This is a genomic window from Streptomyces sp. NPDC127097 (genome assembly GCF_042724075.1).
GTDB lineage: Bacteria > Actinomycetota > Actinomycetes > Streptomycetales > Streptomycetaceae > Streptomyces.
Map to the genome: position 1 here is coordinate 103,687 of NZ_JBHXFI010000006.1, position 18,583 is coordinate 122,269.

Annotated in this window: 18 protein-coding genes; 9 read left to right on the plus strand and 9 right to left on the minus strand. The window is 69.8% G+C overall.

What is annotated here, in order from left to right; translation table 11 throughout:
• Positions 1–5 precede the first annotated feature (5 nt).
• Entirely contained in the window at positions 6–296 is a 291-nt protein-coding gene (locus ACFWJW_RS07830; RefSeq protein WP_387236479.1) for a hypothetical protein, read from the plus strand.
• Between the two features lie 654 nt (positions 297–950).
• Here ACFWJW_RS07830 and ACFWJW_RS07835 read toward each other — a convergent pair.
• A complete protein-coding gene (locus ACFWJW_RS07835) occupies positions 951–1,517 on the minus strand; it encodes a TetR/AcrR family transcriptional regulator (RefSeq protein WP_387236480.1) in 567 nt (188 codons plus the stop codon).
• 104 nt (positions 1,518–1,621) lie between these two features.
• Here ACFWJW_RS07835 and ACFWJW_RS07840 point away from each other — a divergent pair, with 104 nt between their 5' ends.
• The 7 genes from ACFWJW_RS07840 (at position 1,622) to ACFWJW_RS07870 (ending at position 8,194) form a co-directional block, all read left to right on the plus strand.
• Positions 1,622–2,413, plus strand: a complete 792-nt coding sequence (locus tag ACFWJW_RS07840) for an SDR family NAD(P)-dependent oxidoreductase (RefSeq protein ID WP_387236482.1) — start codon at positions 1,622–1,624, stop codon at positions 2,411–2,413.
• 77 nt (positions 2,414–2,490) lie between these two features.
• A complete protein-coding gene (locus tag ACFWJW_RS07845) occupies positions 2,491–3,717 on the plus strand; it encodes a PucR family transcriptional regulator (RefSeq protein WP_387236484.1) in 1,227 nt (408 codons plus the stop codon).
• Positions 3,718–3,812: 95 nt separating this feature from the next.
• Positions 3,813–4,835: an ornithine cyclodeaminase family protein gene (locus ACFWJW_RS07850; protein WP_387236486.1), complete on the plus strand. Its 1,023-nt coding sequence runs from the start codon at positions 3,813–3,815 to the stop codon at positions 4,833–4,835.
• Positions 4,836–5,092: 257 nt separating this feature from the next.
• Complete coding sequence (gene katG / locus ACFWJW_RS07855; RefSeq protein ID WP_387236488.1) at positions 5,093–7,282, plus strand: catalase/peroxidase HPI; 2,190 nt, start codon at positions 5,093–5,095, stop codon at positions 7,280–7,282.
• Between the two features lie 184 nt (positions 7,283–7,466).
• Positions 7,467–7,589 carry a hypothetical protein gene (locus ACFWJW_RS07860; protein WP_387236490.1) on the plus strand — a complete coding sequence of 41 codons (123 nt, stop codon included), beginning with the start codon at positions 7,467–7,469 and terminating at the stop codon, positions 7,587–7,589.
• Positions 7,590–7,655: 66 nt separating this feature from the next.
• Positions 7,656–7,964 carry a hypothetical protein gene (locus ACFWJW_RS07865; RefSeq protein ID WP_387236492.1) on the plus strand — a complete coding sequence of 103 codons (309 nt, stop codon included), beginning with the start codon at positions 7,656–7,658 and terminating at the stop codon, positions 7,962–7,964.
• A complete protein-coding gene (locus ACFWJW_RS07870) occupies positions 7,961–8,194 on the plus strand; it encodes a multicopper oxidase domain-containing protein (protein ID WP_387236494.1) in 234 nt (77 codons plus the stop codon). The genes ACFWJW_RS07865 and ACFWJW_RS07870 overlap by 4 nt, the downstream gene beginning before the upstream one ends.
• A 130-nt stretch (positions 8,195–8,324) precedes the next feature.
• On the opposite strand, the gene ACFWJW_RS07875 is transcribed toward ACFWJW_RS07870, so the two are convergent.
• Entirely contained in the window at positions 8,325–8,990 is a 666-nt protein-coding gene (locus tag ACFWJW_RS07875; protein ID WP_387236496.1) for an SRPBCC family protein, read from the minus strand.
• 336 nt (positions 8,991–9,326) lie between these two features.
• Between ACFWJW_RS07875 and ACFWJW_RS07880 the strand changes: the two genes are divergently transcribed.
• A complete protein-coding gene (locus ACFWJW_RS07880; RefSeq protein WP_387236634.1) occupies positions 9,327–9,917 on the plus strand; it encodes a TetR/AcrR family transcriptional regulator in 591 nt (196 codons plus the stop codon).
• A gap of 27 nt (positions 9,918–9,944) precedes the next feature.
• On the opposite strand, the gene ACFWJW_RS07885 is transcribed toward ACFWJW_RS07880, so the two are convergent.
• The 7 genes from ACFWJW_RS07885 to ACFWJW_RS07915 form a co-directional block, all read right to left on the minus strand.
• Positions 9,945–11,237, minus strand: coding sequence for a M20 family metallopeptidase (locus ACFWJW_RS07885; RefSeq protein ID WP_387236636.1), 1,293 nt, complete (start codon positions 11,235–11,237; stop codon positions 9,945–9,947).
• A gap of 286 nt (positions 11,238–11,523) precedes the next feature.
• Entirely contained in the window at positions 11,524–11,904 is a 381-nt protein-coding gene (locus ACFWJW_RS07890) for a VOC family protein (protein WP_387236498.1), read from the minus strand.
• 185 nt (positions 11,905–12,089) lie between these two features.
• Complete coding sequence (locus tag ACFWJW_RS07895; protein ID WP_387236500.1) at positions 12,090–14,078, minus strand: collagenase; 1,989 nt, start codon at positions 14,076–14,078, stop codon at positions 12,090–12,092.
• A 206-nt stretch (positions 14,079–14,284) separates the two neighbouring features.
• Entirely contained in the window at positions 14,285–15,244 is a 960-nt protein-coding gene (locus ACFWJW_RS07900) for a LysR family transcriptional regulator (RefSeq protein ID WP_387236502.1), read from the minus strand.
• Between the two features lie 289 nt (positions 15,245–15,533).
• A complete protein-coding gene (locus tag ACFWJW_RS07905; protein WP_387236504.1) occupies positions 15,534–17,267 on the minus strand; it encodes a PKD domain-containing protein in 1,734 nt (577 codons plus the stop codon).
• 316 nt (positions 17,268–17,583) lie between these two features.
• Entirely contained in the window at positions 17,584–18,198 is a 615-nt protein-coding gene (locus tag ACFWJW_RS07910; RefSeq protein WP_387236506.1) for an ATP/GTP-binding protein, read from the minus strand.
• Positions 18,146–18,577, minus strand: coding sequence for a DUF742 domain-containing protein (locus ACFWJW_RS07915; RefSeq protein WP_387236638.1), 432 nt, complete (start codon positions 18,575–18,577; stop codon positions 18,146–18,148). The genes ACFWJW_RS07910 and ACFWJW_RS07915 overlap by 53 nt, the downstream gene beginning before the upstream one ends.
• Positions 18,578–18,583 lie beyond the last annotated feature (6 nt).

Genomic DNA, 18,583 nt, shown 5'->3' on the forward strand with positions numbered 1-18,583 from the left:
AGCTCATGAGCCGGCGCAAGGACAGCTACCGCGCGGCATTGCGGCGCGGGCAGGATGTCTCGGCACCTCGGTCCACCGAGGTCACCAGGCTCCAGACCAGATACCTCCGGGTGACCGTCGAGGTCGATCCCGACCTGCGAGGCGATCTGACGCGATGGATGGGACGGCCGGTCTCCTCGGCAGTGTTCGCCGGCGCCACCTTCCTGCGTACTCTGGCCGTCACCGCCGGCTGGGTCTCCCGGCCCGGAGACCAGGCACCGTCCGCCCCGCGCGAGGTTCCGGATTCGCGTCGCTGACCAGCCGGCTCGCACGACGTGACCCGCCCCCGGTCCGGCTCTGATCCCGACCGGGGGCGGTCACTTGCGCGTCATCGAGCGGCAGAGCCCGAGGTGTCAGCTGCTGAGAATGCTGGACACATGGGTGCTGACGGTGCGTCGTCGGCGCCCGGGCCGGTCCGCTGCGACGGTGCGCACGCGCGATTCCGCTTGCCGCGCGTCCCAACACCGCGCCCAGTCGGGCGAAGATGCTCAGCGCTTCTTCGGGAAGTTCCCTTGCTGTTGTCAGCTCTTTGACGGCGCATCAGGAGTGCGGCCGCGTCTGCGTCGTGCCGCCGTGGCGACCGACCGTTGTCCGGCTGGGCCCGTCCGGCGAGCATGAGGTGTCCTCGGCTGTCGCTCTCACCCGGGCGCAGGCACCCGACCCGTCAGTATTCGGTCGGGTGGCCCCGCAGTCATCGGCGCGGATGCGGAATTCCGCCGCTCTTCTTCCTCTCCCTGTAGGGCTGTTGAACGGAATGTGGGTCGAGTGGGAAGGGCGATGTGGATCCGTGGCGGCGATGCCCGAATCGGCCGGGCCGCGAGATCCCCGAGTGCTGACGGTGCGTCATGTGGACAGTAAGTGGGGGTGCTTGTGCTGGTTCGTCGCCGGCGCTCCCGGGGCCGGTTCCGGGGTCAGGCGTGCTGCGCCCCGCGTGCCAGCAGCATGAGGGCGTCGACGAGTTCCTCGGCGGGCCGGCCGGTGGCCAGGCTGCGGAGTTGCAGACCGAAGATCAGCGCGACGGCGCTGCTCGCCAGCCGCTCGGCGTCGGGTACGCCGAGGCCGGTGAAGATCCGGGTGACCAACTGGTCGTACGCGGCGAAGGACTGGTCGGCCGCGGTGCGCAGCCGCTCGTCGCGGCCGGCCTGGATGTAGAGCTCGAAGGGTGCGATGTGCCTGTTGTCGAACGGCGTACCCCCGGCGACCTGGCCGACTGTGGCGGCGGCCCGGTCGGCGTCCATTCCGTCGGTCTGGCACTGCCCGGCGAGCTCGGTGAGGCGCCGGGTCTCCTCCGCTACGAAGTGCAGCAGGCTCTCCCGCAGCATCTCGTGCTGGGTCGCGAAGTGGTAGGTGACCGATCCGAGGGAGACCTTGGCCTCCTTGGCGATCCGCCGGTTGGTGACCGCGGCGATGCCGTCCTCGGCGATGATGCGCAGGACGGCGTCGATGATGCTCTGCCGGGTTCCGGCGGGCTTGGCCATGGCGTCATTCTGCCAGCGCCGCCCTCCTGGAGATCTGCTGTTGACACCGTCGCCCGCCCTCCATACTGTTCGTTCGAACGAACAGTCTTTCGGAGGTGCAGCTCATGCGCATCGCAGGTTCCACCGTTCTCCTGACCGGGGCCGTGGGCGGCATCGGTCAGGCCATGGCCCGAGAGTTGGCCGCCAAGGGGGCCGAGCTGATCCTCTCCGGGCGCCGTGCCGATGCCCTGGAGGCGCTCGCCGACGAGCTCGGGGCCCGGGCGGTGATCGCCGATCTCGCCGATCCGGCCCAGGTCGACCACCTCGCCGAGGCGGCCTCCGACGCGGACATCCTGATCGCCAACGCCGCGATGCCCGCCACCGGCGATCTCCTCGACTACACGCCCGAGCAGATCGACCGCTCACTGACCGTGAACCTGCGCGCCCCCATCATGCTGGCCCGCGCGCTCGCGCCCCGGATGGTCGCGGCGGGGCGGGGCCATATCGTCCTCGTCGGCTCGATCTCCGGGAAGGCGGCCACCAAGTACTCCTCGCTCTACAGCGCCGCCAAGTTCGGGCTGCGCGGCTTCGCGCTCTCCTTCCGCCAGGACCTGCACGGTACGGGGGTGGGGGTCTCTCTGGTCCAGCCCGGCGCCGTACGCGACGTGGGCATGTTCGCCGCCACGGGCGCCACCCCGCCGACCGGTGTGCGCATGGTCTCCCCGGGCCAGGTGGTCGCGGGAGTGGTGCGGGCCGTCGAGCGCGATCTGTGCGAAGTCAACGTCGCACCCGTGGAGCTGAGGGCGCTCAGCGCCATCGCCGGCCAGTTCCCCGGCTTCGCGGAGAAGGCACAGCGCGGCTCCGGCGCCGAGCGCACCATCAACGAGGTCGCGGCGGCCCAGCGGGGCACGCGGTAGCCGCCGGCTTCGGCGCCGGCGGAGGTCCGGGGCTATGTTGCACCTGAGTACGACGTCCATCCACAGTGGGAGTCGCAGTGGTCCTGCCCTACACCGACGCGATCCAGCGGCTGGTCGACTCGCTCGCCGCCCGCATCCGGCATTCGGTCGCCGTGGACGACGAGCGCGGCAGCCTCGTCGTGTGCAGCCGCCACTACGGGGACGAGGACCGGCTCCGTATCGACGTGGTGCTGTCCCGGCGGCTGCCGGCCCCCGTCGCCGAGTACGTCAACAGCTTCGGCATCGCCACCTCTGCCACACCCCGGTCGATTCCCGCCAACCCGTCCTTCGGGCTCAAGGAACGGCGGTGCTATCCGATTCGTGATCACGGGCGGCTGCTCGGTTATCTGTGGCTGATCGGCGCGCACGCGGAGCGCTTTGACGACGTGGTGGGCGACTGCGTGGGGCAGCTGTCGGCGCGGCTTCGGGAGCGGTCGCTCCGGGTGACCGAGGAGGAGCGGCGCCGCCGGGCCCTGGTGACCGGCCTCCTGCACGGGGGAGAGGGCTCCGCTCGCGCCGCAGCGGACCTGGTCGGCCAGGGGCTCGTCGATGCGGAGGACGAGGCCGTGGTCATCGCGGCCGCGGCGGCCACGGACCCCGAGGAGGTCGCCGCCGTGATCGCGGACGCCACCCGCCGGGGCGGCGACGAGCCGCCGGCGCGGGCGCTCCCGGCCGCGGTGGGGGAGCGCGGTGTGGCCCTCGTCGTCGGCCGGCAGGGGGTGGAGCGGGCAGCGGCATGGTGGGCCGAGGAGCTGCGGCGGGGGATGCGGCGCCGGCCTGCGGACGGCGGCGTCCACGTCGGCCTGAGCAACGCCGGGCGGCTCGACGAGGCTCCTGAGCTGTTGCGTCAGGCGGTGCTGGCGGCGTTCGCCGCCGCCGAGCTGCCGGAGCTGGCGCCCGTCGTCTCCTGGCGGGACACCGGCGTCTACGGCCCGCTCATGCTCGCCGCGATGACCTCTCCGGAGCTGGCGGTACCTCCACAGATCGCCCGTCTCAGCGCCGGTGCCCGCACCGACTCCCTGGCCCGCACCGCCGAGGTGTTCCTGGACGCCGCCGGGGACACCGCGACCGCGTCCGGGCAGCTGACGATTCACCGGACGACGCTCTACTACCGGCTGGCCCAGGTCGAGAACAAGACCGGGTGGGATCTGAAGAATGGCCGTGACCGGTTGACCCTGCATCTGGGGCTGAAGATGCGGCGTCTCCTCGACAGCGGCATCCCGGCATTGCTACGCGGCGAGGACGCGCGGCGCGGAGGTTCCTGATCCGCGACGATGCCGGTGGGGACCGGGCCGGCGGAGACTGCGCGGGACCCGGACGACGGCTCCCGGGTGAGGACCGATCGTGAAGGAACCTCGCCATGACCTTCCCCACCGACCGACAGCGCCGCGCTGACCAGCTGAAGCTCGGTTCGGAGCTGCTCTACCTGTCCCGCCAGGACGTCGAGCATCTACAGCTGACGCGGGACGCCATTCTGCCGCTGACCCGCCAGGCCCTGGTCGAGCACGGTCACCGGCGCTACGAGATGCCGGCCAAGATCGGTGTCCACCCGTACGACAACGTCTTCTACCACGCCATGCCGGCCTACCTGCCGGGGCCGGAAATCGTGGGCGCGAAGTGGATCGGGTGCTACCCGGACAACCCGCGCAGGTTCGGCCTTCCGCAGACCACCGGGCTGCTGGTGCTCAACGACGTGGAATCCGGTGTGCCGCTGGCCGTCATGGACTCGGCGTGGCTGACCGCGATGCGGACGCCGGCGGTGACGGTTCTGGCCGCCGCGGCACTGCACCCCGGTGCCACCACGTTCGGGATGTTCGGCTGTGGCGTGCAGGGAAGGGAACACGTCCGCTACGCGACCCTGGCGCTGCCCCGTCTGGAGACGGTCTACGTCCACGACACCGATGAGGCCGCGGCGGATGCCCTGATCGCGGAACTGCGGCACGAGCTGGGCGTGCGGATCGTCAAGGGCGAGTCGGCCGAGGCGGTCACCAAGAGCGCGGAGGTGCTGAGCTCGGCGACGGTCATCCTGCGGGAGCCGCTCGCGGTGGTGAAGGACGAGTGGGTCAGCGCCGGACAGACGATCCTCCCGTGCGACCTGAACACCTTCTGGGATCCGCGCACGTCCCGGCGCGCCGACAAGTACCTCGTCGACAGCGTCGAGGAGCACGAACTGTTCGCGTCGATGGGGTACTTCCCCGACGGCCTGCCCGCGGTTTTCGCCGAGACCGGCGAGGTGCTGGCCGGGGTGAAGCCCGGCCGGGAGAACGCCGACGAGATCATCGTCAACAGCAACATCGGCATGGCCGTCTGCGACATCGCGGTGGGCCACGCGCTCATGCACCGCGCGCTGGAACGCGGGGTCGGGGTGCTGCTCCCCCTCTGATCGCCCGTCCGCCCGATTGGTCTCCCGGCGGCCCCGCACGGAGCCGCCGTGTCCACCCTGACCGACTCTCTTTGGACTTCGCGTGTTGGTTACGCGGGGTGCTCAGCGTGTTCTCGTAACGGTGCGGCCCGCGGTGCGCGACCATACGGACGCCGACACAGGATCGATCACCGGCGTCGTGCACAAGGGTGGGTTCTCACCCACGTCAAGAGCAAGCAGCCAGCAGAAGGAACACCGAGACAGGAAGAAGGACGGACGTGTCCGGCAGCGAAAGCGAGAACCCGGTAATCCCCTCCCCGGCCCCCACGCCGACCCGGCCCAGGACGAACCGGGACTGGTGGCCGAATCAGCTGGACCTTCAGATTCTCCATCAGCACTCGTCCCGGTCCAATCCGATGGACGAGGACTTCACCTACGCGGAGGAGTTCTCGACCCTCGACGTCGACGCGCTGAAGCGGGACGTATTCGAGGTGATGAAAACGTCGCAGGACTGGTGGCCTGCCGACTACGGCCACTACGGGCCGCTCTTCATCCGGATGAGCTGGCATGCCGCGGGAACGTACCGCATCGCCGACGGCCGGGGCGGTGGCGGCGCCGGCGCTCAGCGCTTCGCCCCCCTCAACAGCTGGCCGGACAACGCGAGCCTCGACAAGGCGCGCCGTTTGCTCTGGCCGGTCAAGCAGAAGTACGGCCGGAAAATCTCCTGGGCCGACCTGCTGGTCTTCGCCGGCAACTGTGCCATGGAATCGATGGGCTTCAAGACGTTCGGTTTCGGCTTCGGGCGAGAGGACATCTGGGAACCCGAGGAAATCTTCTGGGGACCCGAGGACACCTGGCTGGGAGATGAGCGCTACACCGGCGACCGGGAACTCACCGGCCCCTTCGGTGCCGTGCAGATGGGGCTCATCTACGTCAATCCGGAGGGACCCAACGGCAACCCGGATCCGATGGCTGCCGCCAGGGACATCCGCGAGACCTTCGGGCGGATGGCGATGAATGACGAGGAGACGGTGGCGCTCATCGTCGGCGGACACACCTTCGGCAAGTGCCATGGTGCGGTCGATCCCTCGTACATCGGCCCGGAGCCCGAGGCGGCTCCCCTTGAGCAGCAGGGCCTCGGCTGGCGGAACACATACGGCAGCGGCAAGGGCGCCGACGCGCTCACCAGTGGGCTCGAAGGCGCATGGACCTCCGAGCCGACGAAGTGGGACAACGAGTACCTGGACAACCTGTTCCGGTACGACTGGGAGCTGACGACGAGCCCCGCCGGTGCGCATCAGTGGACTCCCAAGGATTCCGCGGCCCAGGGGACCGTGCCGGATGCCCATGACCCGTCGAAGCGGCACGCTCCCATGATGCTGACGACGGACCTCGGGCTGAAGGTGGACCCGGTCTACGGACCGATCGCGAAGAGCTTCCACGAGAACCCGGACAAGCTCGCGGTGGCGTTCGCCAAGGCGTGGTACAAGCTGCTGCACCGCGACATGGGACCCGTCTCGCGCTACCTCGGCCCGTGGATTCCCGAGCCACAGCTCTGGCAGGACCCCGTCCCCGCGGTCGATCACGAACTCGTCGCGGACGACGACATCGCCGACCTCAAGCGCAGGATCCTCGCCTCGGGATTGTCCGTCTCCCAGCTGGTCACCACCGCTTGGGCGGCGGCGTCCAGCTTCCGCGGCACCGACAAGCGTGGCGGGGCCAACGGCGCACGGATCCGGCTCGCGCCGCAAAAGGACTGGGAGGTCAACGACCGGCCCGAGGTGGCCGAGGTGTTGCAGACCCTCGAAGGGATCCGGCAGGACTTCAACGGCTCACAGACCGGCGGAAAGCAGGTGTCCCTCGCGGACCTGGTCGTCCTGGGCGGCTGCGCGGCCGTCGAGCAGGCCGCGAAGAACGCCGGGCACGACATCACCGTCCCGTTCGCACCTGGACGTACGGACGCCTCGCAGGAGCAGACCGACGTGGAGTCGTTCGCCGTGCTCGAACCCAAGGCAGACGGGTTCCGCAACTACCTCCGGGCGGGAGAGAAGCTGTCACCGGAGACGCTCCTGCTGGACCGCGCCAGCCTGTTGACGCTGACCGCTCCCGAGATGACGGTGCTGATGGGCGGGATGCGCGCCCTGAACACCGGCTTCGCGGGGTGCCCCCATGGCGTCTTCACGCAGCGGCCGGAGACACTGACCAACGACTTCTTCGCCAACTTGCTCGACATGGGCACGGAGTGGAAGGCGTCGGCCTCAACGGAGGACGTGTTCGAGGGCCGGGATCGCGTCACGGGCGAGATCAAGTGGACCGCCACCGCCGTCGATCTCATCTTCGGTTCGCACTCCCAGCTCCGAGCCCTCTCGGAGGTCTATGCGTCCCAGGACGCGGGAGAGAAGTTCGTGCGTGACTTCGTGGCGGCCTGGGACAAGGTGATGAACCTCGATCGGTTCGACCTCGCCTGAGCCCGATGTCCCGGCCGGCCATTCGTCGGCCGGCCGGGACATCTCCGGGTGCGAGGATCGCGGGGCCCTGGAATTCATTTCTCATGGCCGGTGCCCTGGGGGCGCGGCCATGCTTCCACTGGGTGTTCTGGGAGCGCAGAGGTATGCGTCCTCGTCTCACGGGGAAGGGCCTGCGGACACCTCGGTGACGTCAACTCCTCCACTGGAGAAGTACGTTGACCCGCTGCCCACGCCGTTGACGGCCATCCCGGACCCTTCCGTCTATCCGGGCGCCGACTACTACGAGATCACGATGCGGCAGGGCTGAGGTTCGACGTTCCCAGGACCGCACTGGCTGATCGGCACCGACGGCGGATTCCGTGCCCCGTTGCACATGCTGAACTTCCTGATCGGGCCGGCCGAGCGGTACGACCTGATTGTCGACTTCAGCCAGATTCCCATGGGTACGAAGGTCACTCTGACGAACTACCACGCGCCGGTCCACTACCCCGGCATGCCCGGCCGGGGCCCGGAAATCTCGGAAATCATGCAATTCCAGGTCACCAAACCGTTGTCCGGAGGCACGGACCCGACAACGCCGCCCAAGAACTCAACCTGCCGGCCGTTGCTCCCCTGGAGCGGAAACCGCACACTCGCCGGCGGGAGTGGGTCCTGCACCAGCACAAGCTCTTCGGCACCATGACCTTCAACGCGGTGCCCTTCATGGAGCCGTCGCAGGACTTCATCACGGCGGGCTCGACCGAGATCTGGGAGTACATCAACCCCAACCACGACGCCCACCCGATGCATGTCCACCTCGTCAACTTCCAGGTGCTGAACAGGCAGCCGATTGACGCAGCCGGCTACCAGGCGGACTACGAAAAATGGATTGACGGTGGCGGCCACAGCGGCGGTCACGGCCACGGCCACTGAGGGGACCGGTCAACCGACCCGCGTTTGCCGGTCCGTGCCCGTAGTGCCGAGCCGCCGGCCTCCTCGCGTAGGACGCTGAGAAGAACGACGGCGAGGCTCCGGTCCTCGTTCCTGGTCCCTGGTCCCTGGTTCAGCGCGGCCGGCTCTGGGTGGGGGCTTCCGCGGCGGTTTTGAGGTCGCGCAGCCAGGCTTCGAGGCCCTGGCGGAGGAGCTTGGTCGCGGTGGGAACGTCGGCTTCGACCTCGGCGCCGGTGTGGGTCTCTTCGGTGCTCACGCGGACGCCGCCCCTGACCCTGGTGAAGTTCCACACGTGCACGCCGTCGATGCGCAGACCTTCGCCGACCGCGGGACCGGTCCAGCGGATGCAGGAGTGGCGCTTGAGCTGCTCGACGGTCGAGGTGATCTCGAGACTGGTGGCGGGGGTGGGGTTGGGAGGTACCGGAGTTGTCCACCGGAAGGCCGAACCCTTGCGGAACGGGCCGTGGTCGAGGCGTTCCGTGGTCGTGACGGCGTCCTGCCAGGACGGCCAGCGCTCCACGTCGGTCTGAAGTCTCCAAATGGTGCGCAGCGGCGCGTGGATCACGGTTTCGGTCCGGTAGCGGATGAGGGCGTGGGGATTGACGCCTTCGCCGCGGCAGGTGAGGGACCTGGCGGCCGGAGAGGTGGTGGCTCCGGCCGGTGCGGCAGCGGTGCCGAGGACTCCGATGGCGACGAGCGGGACGGTGAAAAGGGCAGCGCGGAGGCGGGTGTTGGGGGTGCGGGTGGTGGAGGTGCGGGTGGTGGGGGTGCCGGACATGAGGTCTCCCTTGTCAGTTGGTGGGCAGTGGAGCGGGCCGGCCTGTGTGGGGCTGAGGTGACTCGGCTATGGGGGTCATGGGGGTTCCCCGCGTTCGGTGGCGTGCACGGTGCGCAGCCGTACTGCACATCCCGCACGGGCTAGACCTTATTAGCCCTGTTAGAAGTTATAACCCGCGCTCCGCGAGGGAGCAATAGGTGCGTGATAACCTCTAACGAAACCTGGAAGATGTAGCCAATTGAGTGGGGAAGGTGGCAGGTCGTGGTGAAGGCGGACGCGGAGACGGACACGAGGACCCCGCGGGAGCGCTATCGCGCCCAGGTGCGCGCAGAGATCATGGAGCGCGCCTGGGAGCAGATCGCGACGGCGGGCGCGTCCGCGCTCTCGCTCAACGCGATCGCCAAGCAGATGGGCATGAGCGGCCCCGCGCTCTACCGCTACTTCGCCAGCCGCGACGAGCTGATCACCGAACTCATCCGCGAGGCGTACCGGAGCCTTGGCGAGACCATTCGCGCGGCCGCCACCAACGGCGCCGACCTGGCCGGACTCGCCCACGCCCTGCGCGGCTGGGCGCTGGCGGACCCCCAGCGGTATTTCCTCATCTACGGCACGCCCGTCCCCGGGTACCACGCGCCCGAGGAGATCACCGGCATCGCGTCCGAGATCATGAGGACGCTGCTCGACGCGTGCACGGCGCTCGCTCCGGACGACCACGCGGCTTCGTTCAGCGCCCACCTGAACGACCACCGGGACTGGGCCGGCGACCACCCCGCCCCGCCCGCGGCCCTCCATCGGGCCCTGGCCTTCTGGACCCGGCTGCACGGCGTGCTGTCCCTGGAACTCGCCGGCCACTTCACCAACATGGGCTTCGACCCGGCCCTGTTCTTCGCAGCCGAACTGGACGACCTGCTGGCAGGCCGAGCGTGACAGCGCGGTGCCGTACCTGCTGGAAGCTCAGCCCTCCCCGCCGGTCAGGCTCTGCGCTCCGTGGGTCCGCTCCGCGACCCAGCCCGCCATGGCCCGTACGCCAACGCCGATGGCGCGCTCGTCCGGGGCGAAGTCGGGGTAGTGCGGGTAGCTGGTGGTGATGGCGGCGCCGGGGGCGCGGACGCCGAGGAAGGTGAACGTGCCGGGGACGCGGTCCAAGTAGAGGGCGAAGTCCTCGCCGCTGAAGGGAGGGAAGGCGGCATGGAGCTCGGTAACCGCATCCCGGCCGAGTGCGCGCCGCAGATGGTGGGCGAGCACGCGGGCGTCGCGTTCCGGGCAGACCATGGCCGGGAACGGCTCGCCGGGGAAGCTCACTCCGGCCCCCGGGTGTGACGTGGCCAGACGCTGGATGTCCTGACGTACCTCCAGGTACCGCTCCGGAGGCCAGCAGCGGTAGGACACACTCACCTTGGCCTCCTGCGCTCGGGCCCGGATTGCCACGAACTCGGCCAGCGGCCCGTGAGGAGTCTGGGCGTCGGCGACGATCCGCTCAAGGTCCGCGGGAGTCTGCGGCAGTGCCACCGTGGCGAGCGCGCCGATCTCGGCGGCCAGTCGCCGCGCGACATCGGGTGCGTCCGGCCCGGAGGCAGTCACCTCCGCCTTGTCCTGGCCCGGCATCCCGAAGCCCGCGGTCAGCGCGAACCGGCCTACGGGGAACGGCCCGCAGTGCAGCGCGTGGATCTCCGCCACGTGGGTGCGCTCCAGCACACCTGTGCCGATCAGTGCACGGGCCCCCGACAGGCTCTCCTCGGCGGGCTGGAAGAGGAACACCACCGTTCCCGCCAGGTGCCGGCGCAGCCGTGCCAGGACCTGTGCGACGCCGAGGGCCACCGTGGTGTGGATGTCGTGCCCGCAGAGGTGGGCCGGTGCCGGGCCGCCCCCAACGATGTCCTTGGGCGGCACCGCATCCATGTCCGCCCGATACGCGACGGTCCGGCCCGGACGTGAGCCCCGCAGGACGCCGATGACGCCGTGGCCGCCCACCTCCGTGGTGACGGCCAGCCCGGCCGCCCACAGCTCACGGGCCACCACACCGGCGGTGCGCTGCTCCTGCCCCGGCCCCTCCGGATGCCGGTGGATGTCCCGCCGCAGTGCGATCAGCCCCCGCTCCAGACGCGCCACCTCGGAGTCCACCGCCCCCTGCGCCACCGGCTGTCCCCACCCGCCGGCGACCGCCCTCCCGGCAGTTCCCCACACGACTCCCGCACCGGTACCCGCCGCGCCGGCCAGCAACGTACGGCGCGAGAGCGCGCGCCCCATCGAACGGTCCACTGTTCCCCCTTCGTGATCCTTCGGGCGGCCCTCCGAGCGCCTGACGGGCTGTCGCCTCTCGGCACTGTGTGCCGGGGCCCTCGCCGCCGGGCGAGCGGAAAACCCGGATACGCCACGATCGCCGCACGCACGTACCGTTGCCTATCCAGCGGTCCACCGTGTGGAAGTGGGGGTAACCCCATCAGGGGGCTGTCTGCCAACGCAGCCCGGCCAGGCGACCCGTCGGAGCAGACCGCCCAGGCGCCCCCTCGGGCGAGCCGTCCGGTCCATACCCCTACGCGCCGTGCGGATACCAGCGGAGTTCGACGGTGTTGCCGTCCGGATCGCTGACGTACAGGGACTGGCCCTCGCCACGGGCGCCGAAGCGCGGCCCGGGACCGTCGACCACGGTGAATTCGCCCGAGTCGATGACCTCCTGCCAGTCGAGGGGCTCGACGACCAGACAGAGGTGGTCGACATTGGAGCCCTCGCGGGGCCCCTGGATGAGGTCGATGATGGTCGTCGGGCTCACACGCACGGAGGGGAAGGACACCGCGCCCGCGCGCCAGTCGTCCACCCGAACGGGCTCCAGACCGAGCGGCCCGCAGTAGAAGGCGAGCGATCGCTCGATGTCGGCGACGTTCAGAACGAGGTGGTCGAAGCCGGTGACACGCATGAAAGTTCCTTTGGGACGCGCGGGCCCCTGGCAGGCCCGTCGGATGGTGGTCCAAGGAACGTATAGCCCCGGTCAGCGGGACGCGATCGGCCGTTGGTCCTGGTCCGCCGGTACTGGTCCGCTGGGCCGAGGGGCCCCGGGGCCAGTAAGCACCCGGGGCCGAAGCTCGCGCTCAGAGGGAACGGTCAGGCTTGGGGCCTTGGTGTTGAAGGTGTGGTCTTCGTGGACTGCTTGGTGGTGCAGGCGCCTGAGGCGCAGGTGGTGAGCCAGGAGTCGAAGTCGGTGTCGTAGCGGGTGCCGATGTCGGTGTTGTAGACGGCGTAGCCGCCGGCGTAGTCGCCGGTGCGGAAGTGTTCGAGCATGGTGGCGATGTCCTGGGGGTGCTTCTCGAACATGTAGCGGACCGCGAGGTAGCCCCAGGGGTAGGTGCGGGTCACGTCGCTGTTGCCGTAGGTGCTCTGGAACAGCGTGCTCAGCTTGTAGGTGTGTTTGCCGGCCTCGCTGACCGCTTGGGTGTTGGTGATTTTGCGGTAGCTGTACGAGATGTACTCGCCGAGGCCCTCGATCCACCAGATGTCCGGGACCGATGTCTGCTGGCCGAAGTCGCCCTTCATGTCGTCACGGGCGTCGAGGTAGTGCGTGTACTCGTGGTTGAGGTTCCAGATCCGGGCCGGGAAGCCGTTGTCGTCGCTCCTCTGGTACATGATCGACATGGGCTTGTTGTCGGGCTTGGTGGGGTCTCCGATGATGGTGATGCCACCGTTGTTGGTGTCGACGCCGAAGATGGCCCCGGCATAGGTCTGGTAGTCCTTGCGGCTGCCGAACACGACGAGATCGATGGTCGATTCGTACTGGCCGGGGATCGGGCCGTTGTTCTTCACCAGGTTCTGCACGTACGGGCCCTGGGCCAGGACGCTGGCGCAGGTGGCGTCGAGTTCCTCGGGCTTCAAGGACTGAGCCTTGACGGTGTGGGTCGCGTCGCAGCTGTGGGTGGTCGGCAGGGCCGCCTTGGTCAGCTGGCCGGACAGGTCGCAGACGCCGAAGTACGAGCAGTTGGCCTTGTCGTAGGCGTCGGCCTGGGAAGCGACGGTGACCCACAGGGGCGCGGTCGGACCGGAGATCTTCGAGGCGTCCAGCAGGCCCTTCATGAGGGGCCGGACCTTCTCCTGGAGGGCCGCGTGCTCGACGTACCGGGCGACGTTCATCCCGGCGTTGGAGTCGAGGTAGGAGTTGTCGGTGTCCAGCATGTCCAGGTGGTCGAGGGCGAAGGTGCTGAGGGTGTCGATGATGCTGGGATCGGCCGTGACCGCCTTGACGTAGTCGGGGTTCCAGTTCCCGCGCCAGAGCGGGGTGTAGACGTCGTTGACGGCGGCCAGCATGCTGGGGATGGTGTCGTAGGAGCTGTTGTAGCCGCTCAGCACCTGCTTGTAGGTGGTCAGATAGCGGGCCTGCTCATTGGCGCTGTCCGAGAGGATGATGACCTCGCCCAGGACATTGCCGTTGTCCGAAGTGACCTCTTTGGTGTGCGAGTTGGCGAAGAACGCGTCCAGGCCGCTCCGGGAGGCGGTCGCCAGGGTCGGGCCGTAGTCGCCGACATCGTCCGGGTGGTTGTACTGCGCGTAATAGCCCGCGCGCAGGAACAGCACGAGCTGCCAGGCGTGCTCCGAGTTGTTGCCGGGATACGATGTCGCCCTGCCCTGGAAGGCGTTGGCCACGGTGACCATCTGGTCCTCGCGGAAGACGTTGTACGCGTCCTTGCCGGTGACGCTGAACAGGGTGTTGACGCAGTCCGTGGTCGAGGACTCGATGAAGGTGACCAGTTCGGGTCCGGTGCGGCTGCCGAAGTCGGACGGGCTGCACGCCGCCGCGGCACCGTGGTCCGCGTCCTTCCGGTCATCCGCCGCAGTCGAAGAAGTGGGGGGACTCTTCGCGCTGAGCGGGGGCAGTTGGGCGATGCCGCGCGGCCGGCCCTGAAGCGCGGACCTTTCGTTCGCGCCGACGGTCGGGCCGGTCGGAGGTACGGGGTGGGCGGCGGTCCGGGACGCGGCGACGGGCCGGTCGGCAGCCGGCGAGTGCGGCGCCGCGAGTGCCGGTGAGGCCAGCAGGCCGGCCGTGGCGAGGCAGGCGGCCAGGCCGCCGGCCGCAGATCTGGGCAGGGGGAAGCGGTAGCGCATCCATGCTCCTTCGTGGACAGATGCGCCTCGGGATCGAGCTGAGGCGTGAGTGGCACCTTCTCAGCGCACATCGACCGCGACAATAAGGTGTGACATAGCACCTGGGGTGAGTTCGTCATAACATTCGGAAGGGGTGCCCTTGATGGCCGACTATGGACAACTGCTGTTCTGCGGCGGTCTGTTGGGTGTCGATCGAGGGTCCGGCCCTACGGTCTGGCCACGCTCCAGGTGCGGGAGGCCCAGGTCCGGAAGTGGGGGGACTGGGCGATGAGCGCGCGGTAGGCCGCGGCGGCGGAGCCGAAGAGGGTGTCCGCCACCTCGTCGGCCACGCTCTCGCGGCGCCAGGCCAGCACATAGCGGCACCACAGGGGGGTGCCGACCAGCGGTTTGATGAGGACGTCGGGGATCGGCCGGAGCGTGGCCTGCACGACGGAGACGCCGATGCCTTCGGCGATCATGTTCTGTAACTGTTGCTGGTCGCCCAGGAATTCGTGGACCGCCGCCGGGGTGAATCCGGCCGCCCGGCAGGCTGCGTAGAACACTCCCGGCCAGCCGGCGCCGTCGTCCGGGGTCAGAAACCACGCGTCGTCGGCCAGGTCGGCGAGTGTCACCTCGGGGCAGTGCCGGAGCCGGTGGCCGGCCGGCAGGGCGACGAAGGACGGTTCGGTGACGATCCCGCGGTGGGTCACGGTGGCCGAGTGCCGCAGCTCCCGGCCGGGGTAGTCCGCGGCGATCGCGGCGTCCACCTCGCCGTGCTCCAGCAGTTCGACGATCTCCGAGGACGGATACACGCTGCTGACCTTGAGCGCCAACTCGGGAAGTTGGCTGCGGAGGCGGATGAGCATGCCGGCCAGGACCGGTGAGTTGGTGGCGGCCAGGCGGAGGGGGCGACGGGTCGTCGTCCCCTCCGGGGCGGGCCGGCGGCCGATCGCCGCGGCGCGGGCCAGTACGTCGCGGGCCTGTGCCAGGACCTCCGTGCCGTACCGCGTCAGTTCCACACCCGAGGTGTTCCGCACGAACAGCGGATGGCCGAAGTGCTGCTCGATCCGCCGGAGTTGGGTACTCATGGCCGGTTGTGAGTACCCCAGGTCCGCGGCGGCCCGGCCCACGCTCCCGGCGTCGGCGATCGCACACAGCACTCTCAGGTGCCGAAGCTCCAACTCCATGCCCGCACTCCTCCCGTCCGCGCGGCGGTTGTCCGGACCGTCCCGTGCCACCACGGGTCGGTGCCGGGCGCGCGGCCCCTCGTCCGACTGTTCGACGTGGCATCCCACCTCATCGTTCTCCGGCCGCTCGCGCCAGAGCCGGGAGCGTCTTCGCGACGTCCGAGATCGCGAAGCGGGCGGGGTGCGGACGTGGTGCGGGCGCGGTGCGGGCGCGCCAAGGGGCGGCCCGCTTCTGCGAGCCGCCCCTTGGACGGTGTCCTGTGCTGGTGGTGCGCCGGGCCGTGGCGTGTCAGTCGGCGGTGAGTGCCCGTGGGGCCTCGACCAGGATCTTTTTGCCGTCCGGGCCGGTGATCACGAGCCGTGGCAGCCAGGGCCCCTGGTGGTCGTAGGCGTGGGTGACGGCCGGCTCGTCCGTCTCCCGCTGGGTGCCGTCGCCGAAGTACCAGTGGTAGCGGTATCCGGCGGCGGGTGCCTTGCCGTCCACCGTCACCGACAGGGGCACCTCACTGCCGACGTGTGCGTGCCCGGGGACCTTCAGCTGGGCCCGGGGGCCCTGCCGGGGGAGGTGGAACCACTGGCGCAGGCTCGGGTTGCGGAGGAAGGACTCGGCGTACTGCTGGGCGCCCGCGATGTCGGGGTGGCCGACGGCCGCGCTCAGACACTGGGCCGGAGTGGCGCTGAGCTCGGGGCAGGCCCGCGTGCGCAGCGGGAACGCCGGGTCGGTCACCGGGGTGTTCCAGACCTTGGAGTCCGGGGTGAGGACGGCATTGTCCACGGTGAAGAGTCCGTCGGCCGCCGTCGCGTACGGGCCGTCCGCGGACGCCTTGTTGGCGGCGGTCGCCGCCTGACGGTAGGCGGCATTGGCCAGTTGGGTGTACTGCTCGTAGCGCTCGGACACGCTGCCGAGCGCGCCCTTGCAGGAGAGCAGCCGCCCCGCCGTGATTCCCGGGACCGAGCAGCGCTTCACCGGGATCGGGGAACTGCTGCGGCTCAGCGCGTAGTAGAAGTCGGCCACGAGCACCTTCGGGTGCCCCGGCAGGGAGTGGGCCTTCTCGATCGCCGCCCCCATGCCGCGTCCGCCGTATCCGACCTTCGCGCCGCTGAAGTAGGGCACGTCCTTCGCCGGGTTCTCCGGGGCCGCGCCCACGCCGGAGCACTCGCGCTTGACCGCCTCGGGCAGATTCTCCGAGCCGGGGGTGATACCGACGCCGATGCCGAAGAAGGGGTCGAGGTCGTTGATGCACCCGTTGATCACGACCAGATCGAGGCCGTAGCCGCCCTTCCGCGCCTGTGCGCCCGCCTTTTCCAACTGGCAGAACACATCGGGCATTTGCTGGGTGACCTCGCCGAACTCCATCTCCCCGTCGCCGTCCGGGTCCTGCTTCTCCGTCGTGCGCAGACAGGCGGCGTCGTTGTTGCCCGCGGGCAGGTCGGGTGCGTCGAGCACCGCGCCGGAGATCGAGTAGTCCAGTTGCTGATGGCCCCGGCCGGTCTCCCGGCCGAGCTGCTGACCGGTCAGGTAGGGGAACTTCTGGTCGTGGTCCAGGCCCTGCCCCCAGACCACGGAGTCACCGACGGAGGCCACCCGCACCGGGTCGCACCCCCGGCGGATGGTGTCGCGCCAGACCTTGCCGTAGCGGCCGGGCGCCTCGTCCCCGGAGGCGGCGGCGGTACGGGCGTCGATCTGCAACGCGGTCTCGGTGGCCGGCACCCGGTCGAAGGGGATGGCGAACGTCGCCGTGCCCACATTGGCGTTCATGGCGAGACGCCCGCCGGCCAGCTGCTTCGCCCCCGCGCGCACCCGCCACTCCACGGTCGCTCCGTGCTTCGCCGCGGCGGGGTCGTAGACCTGAACCCGGCCGTGCACGGGGCCGCTGCACACCGGATTCGGCGTCAGGTCCACGTCGAGAACGAGGGGGAACGCCGATCCCGGCAAGGCACTGGCCCGGGCCACGGCGGGGTGCCCGCCGAGGAGCTGGCCGAGGAGCACGGCGACCGCGCCGACCGCTGCGAAACGCCTCATCGCCCGTGCGCGAGGGGCCCGGGGCGCCACCCCCGGCCCGCACGGAGCGGGCCCCGCTCCGGTGCCCGTCCGCTGTCGCACAGCCCGCCACGACCACGCTAAATTCACGCCAACACCCCTGATTTCGCCGTCATTTCGGTGCGTGCGGAATCAGCTGGATTCCGCATCGGTAGGGATCATGACAGCCGGGAGGGCGGCGTGGCCGGCGAGCGGGGTTCCGCACCGAGTGAAACTGATCACTTACCTGTAGTTACGGGGTGTGGGGTGGGTGATGTGGTGCCGGGGGACGCGCCTGCGCCCGGCGGTGGTGAGGGAGTCAGCCCGCCACGGTGTTCTCCGCGCGGGACAGGGCGACTTCGAGTACGACCAGCAGGGCGTCCCGGACCGAGCCCGTGTTGCGGGCGTCGAAGACGACCAGCGGGACGTGGTCGGAGACGTCCAGCGCCCAGCGCACCTCATCGAGGTCGTGGTGGACCGCGCCGTCGAAGGCGTTGACGGCGACGGCGAAGGGGATGCCCTTGTGCTCGAAGTAGTCGACCGCGGCGTAACAGTCGTCCAGCCGACGGGTGTCCACGATCACCAGACCGCCGAGCGCGCCCTCGACCACGTCGTCCCACATGAACCCGAAGCGGTCCTGGCCCGGCGTGCCGAACAGATAGAGCTTCAGCGTCGGGTCGATGGTGATGCAGCCGAAGTCCATGGCGACCGTGGTGGTGGTCTTGCCGGGCGTGTGGGTGAGATCGTCCACGCCTGCCGCGACCTCGGTGATGGCGGCCTCCGTGGTCAGCGGCCGGATCTCGGAGATCGAGCCGACGGCCGTGGTCTTGCCGACGCCGAAGCCGCCGGCGATGACCAGCTTGACCGGTACCGGCGGCTGTTCAACCGCTGTCACGGAGTGTGTCCCGTGAGTCGGGGACGGCACGGAGACCATCGATAACCCTTCGCAGTACGGAAATGTCCTGGGTCGTGCCGGCGTCCGGGACGTGGACCGCCAGATGTCCGGCGGCGCGCAGGTCCTCCGCCAGCACCCGGACCACGTTGAGGTGCAGGCGCAGCCGTGCGGCCAGTTCCGCCACCGACTGCGGCCGCCGGCAGGCGGCCACGATGTCGTGTTGTTCGAAGGCGAGCGACCCCAGGGCGGTGAGCCCGGACGAGGTCGCCACGACCTGGGTCTCCACCGGGAGCGGCGGGCCGGTGCCGCCCCCCGCCACCCGGCCGGCGGTCAGCAGGAAAGGCCGGATCGCGGGAGCACGGCCGGCCGGCTCCGACGGGCCCGCCGCCTCGTCCGGCCCTGGTTCGCCGTCCGCCATCATGAT

Coding starts and splice junctions, on each gene's coding strand:
- ACFWJW_RS07830 (WP_387236479.1), top strand. CDS start 6: ATGAGCCGGCGCAAGGACAGCTACCGCGCGGCATTGCGGCGCGGGCAG.
- ACFWJW_RS07835 (WP_387236480.1), bottom strand. CDS start 1,517: ATGGCCAAGCCCGCCGGAACCCGGCAGAGCATCATCGACGCCGTCCTG.
- ACFWJW_RS07840 (WP_387236482.1), top strand. CDS start 1,622: ATGCGCATCGCAGGTTCCACCGTTCTCCTGACCGGGGCCGTGGGCGGC.
- ACFWJW_RS07850 (WP_387236486.1), top strand. CDS start 3,813: ATGACCTTCCCCACCGACCGACAGCGCCGCGCTGACCAGCTGAAGCTC.
- ACFWJW_RS07865 (WP_387236492.1), top strand. CDS start 7,656: ATGCTGAACTTCCTGATCGGGCCGGCCGAGCGGTACGACCTGATTGTC.
- ACFWJW_RS07870 (WP_387236494.1), top strand. CDS start 7,961: ATGACCTTCAACGCGGTGCCCTTCATGGAGCCGTCGCAGGACTTCATC.
- ACFWJW_RS07875 (WP_387236496.1), bottom strand. CDS start 8,990: ATGTCCGGCACCCCCACCACCCGCACCTCCACCACCCGCACCCCCAAC.
- ACFWJW_RS07880 (WP_387236634.1), top strand. CDS start 9,327: ATGGAGCGCGCCTGGGAGCAGATCGCGACGGCGGGCGCGTCCGCGCTC.
- ACFWJW_RS07885 (WP_387236636.1), bottom strand. CDS start 11,237: ATGGGGCGCGCGCTCTCGCGCCGTACGTTGCTGGCCGGCGCGGCGGGT.
- ACFWJW_RS07890 (WP_387236498.1), bottom strand. CDS start 11,904: ATGCGTGTCACCGGCTTCGACCACCTCGTTCTGAACGTCGCCGACATC.
- ACFWJW_RS07895 (WP_387236500.1), bottom strand. CDS start 14,078: ATGCGCTACCGCTTCCCCCTGCCCAGATCTGCGGCCGGCGGCCTGGCC.
- ACFWJW_RS07900 (WP_387236502.1), bottom strand. CDS start 15,244: ATGGAGTTGGAGCTTCGGCACCTGAGAGTGCTGTGTGCGATCGCCGAC.
- ACFWJW_RS07905 (WP_387236504.1), bottom strand. CDS start 17,267: ATGAGGCGTTTCGCAGCGGTCGGCGCGGTCGCCGTGCTCCTCGGCCAG.
- ACFWJW_RS07910 (WP_387236506.1), bottom strand. CDS start 18,198: ATGGTCTCCGTGCCGTCCCCGACTCACGGGACACACTCCGTGACAGCG.
- ACFWJW_RS07915 (WP_387236638.1), bottom strand. CDS start 18,577: ATGGCGGACGGCGAACCAGGGCCGGACGAGGCGGCGGGCCCGTCGGAG.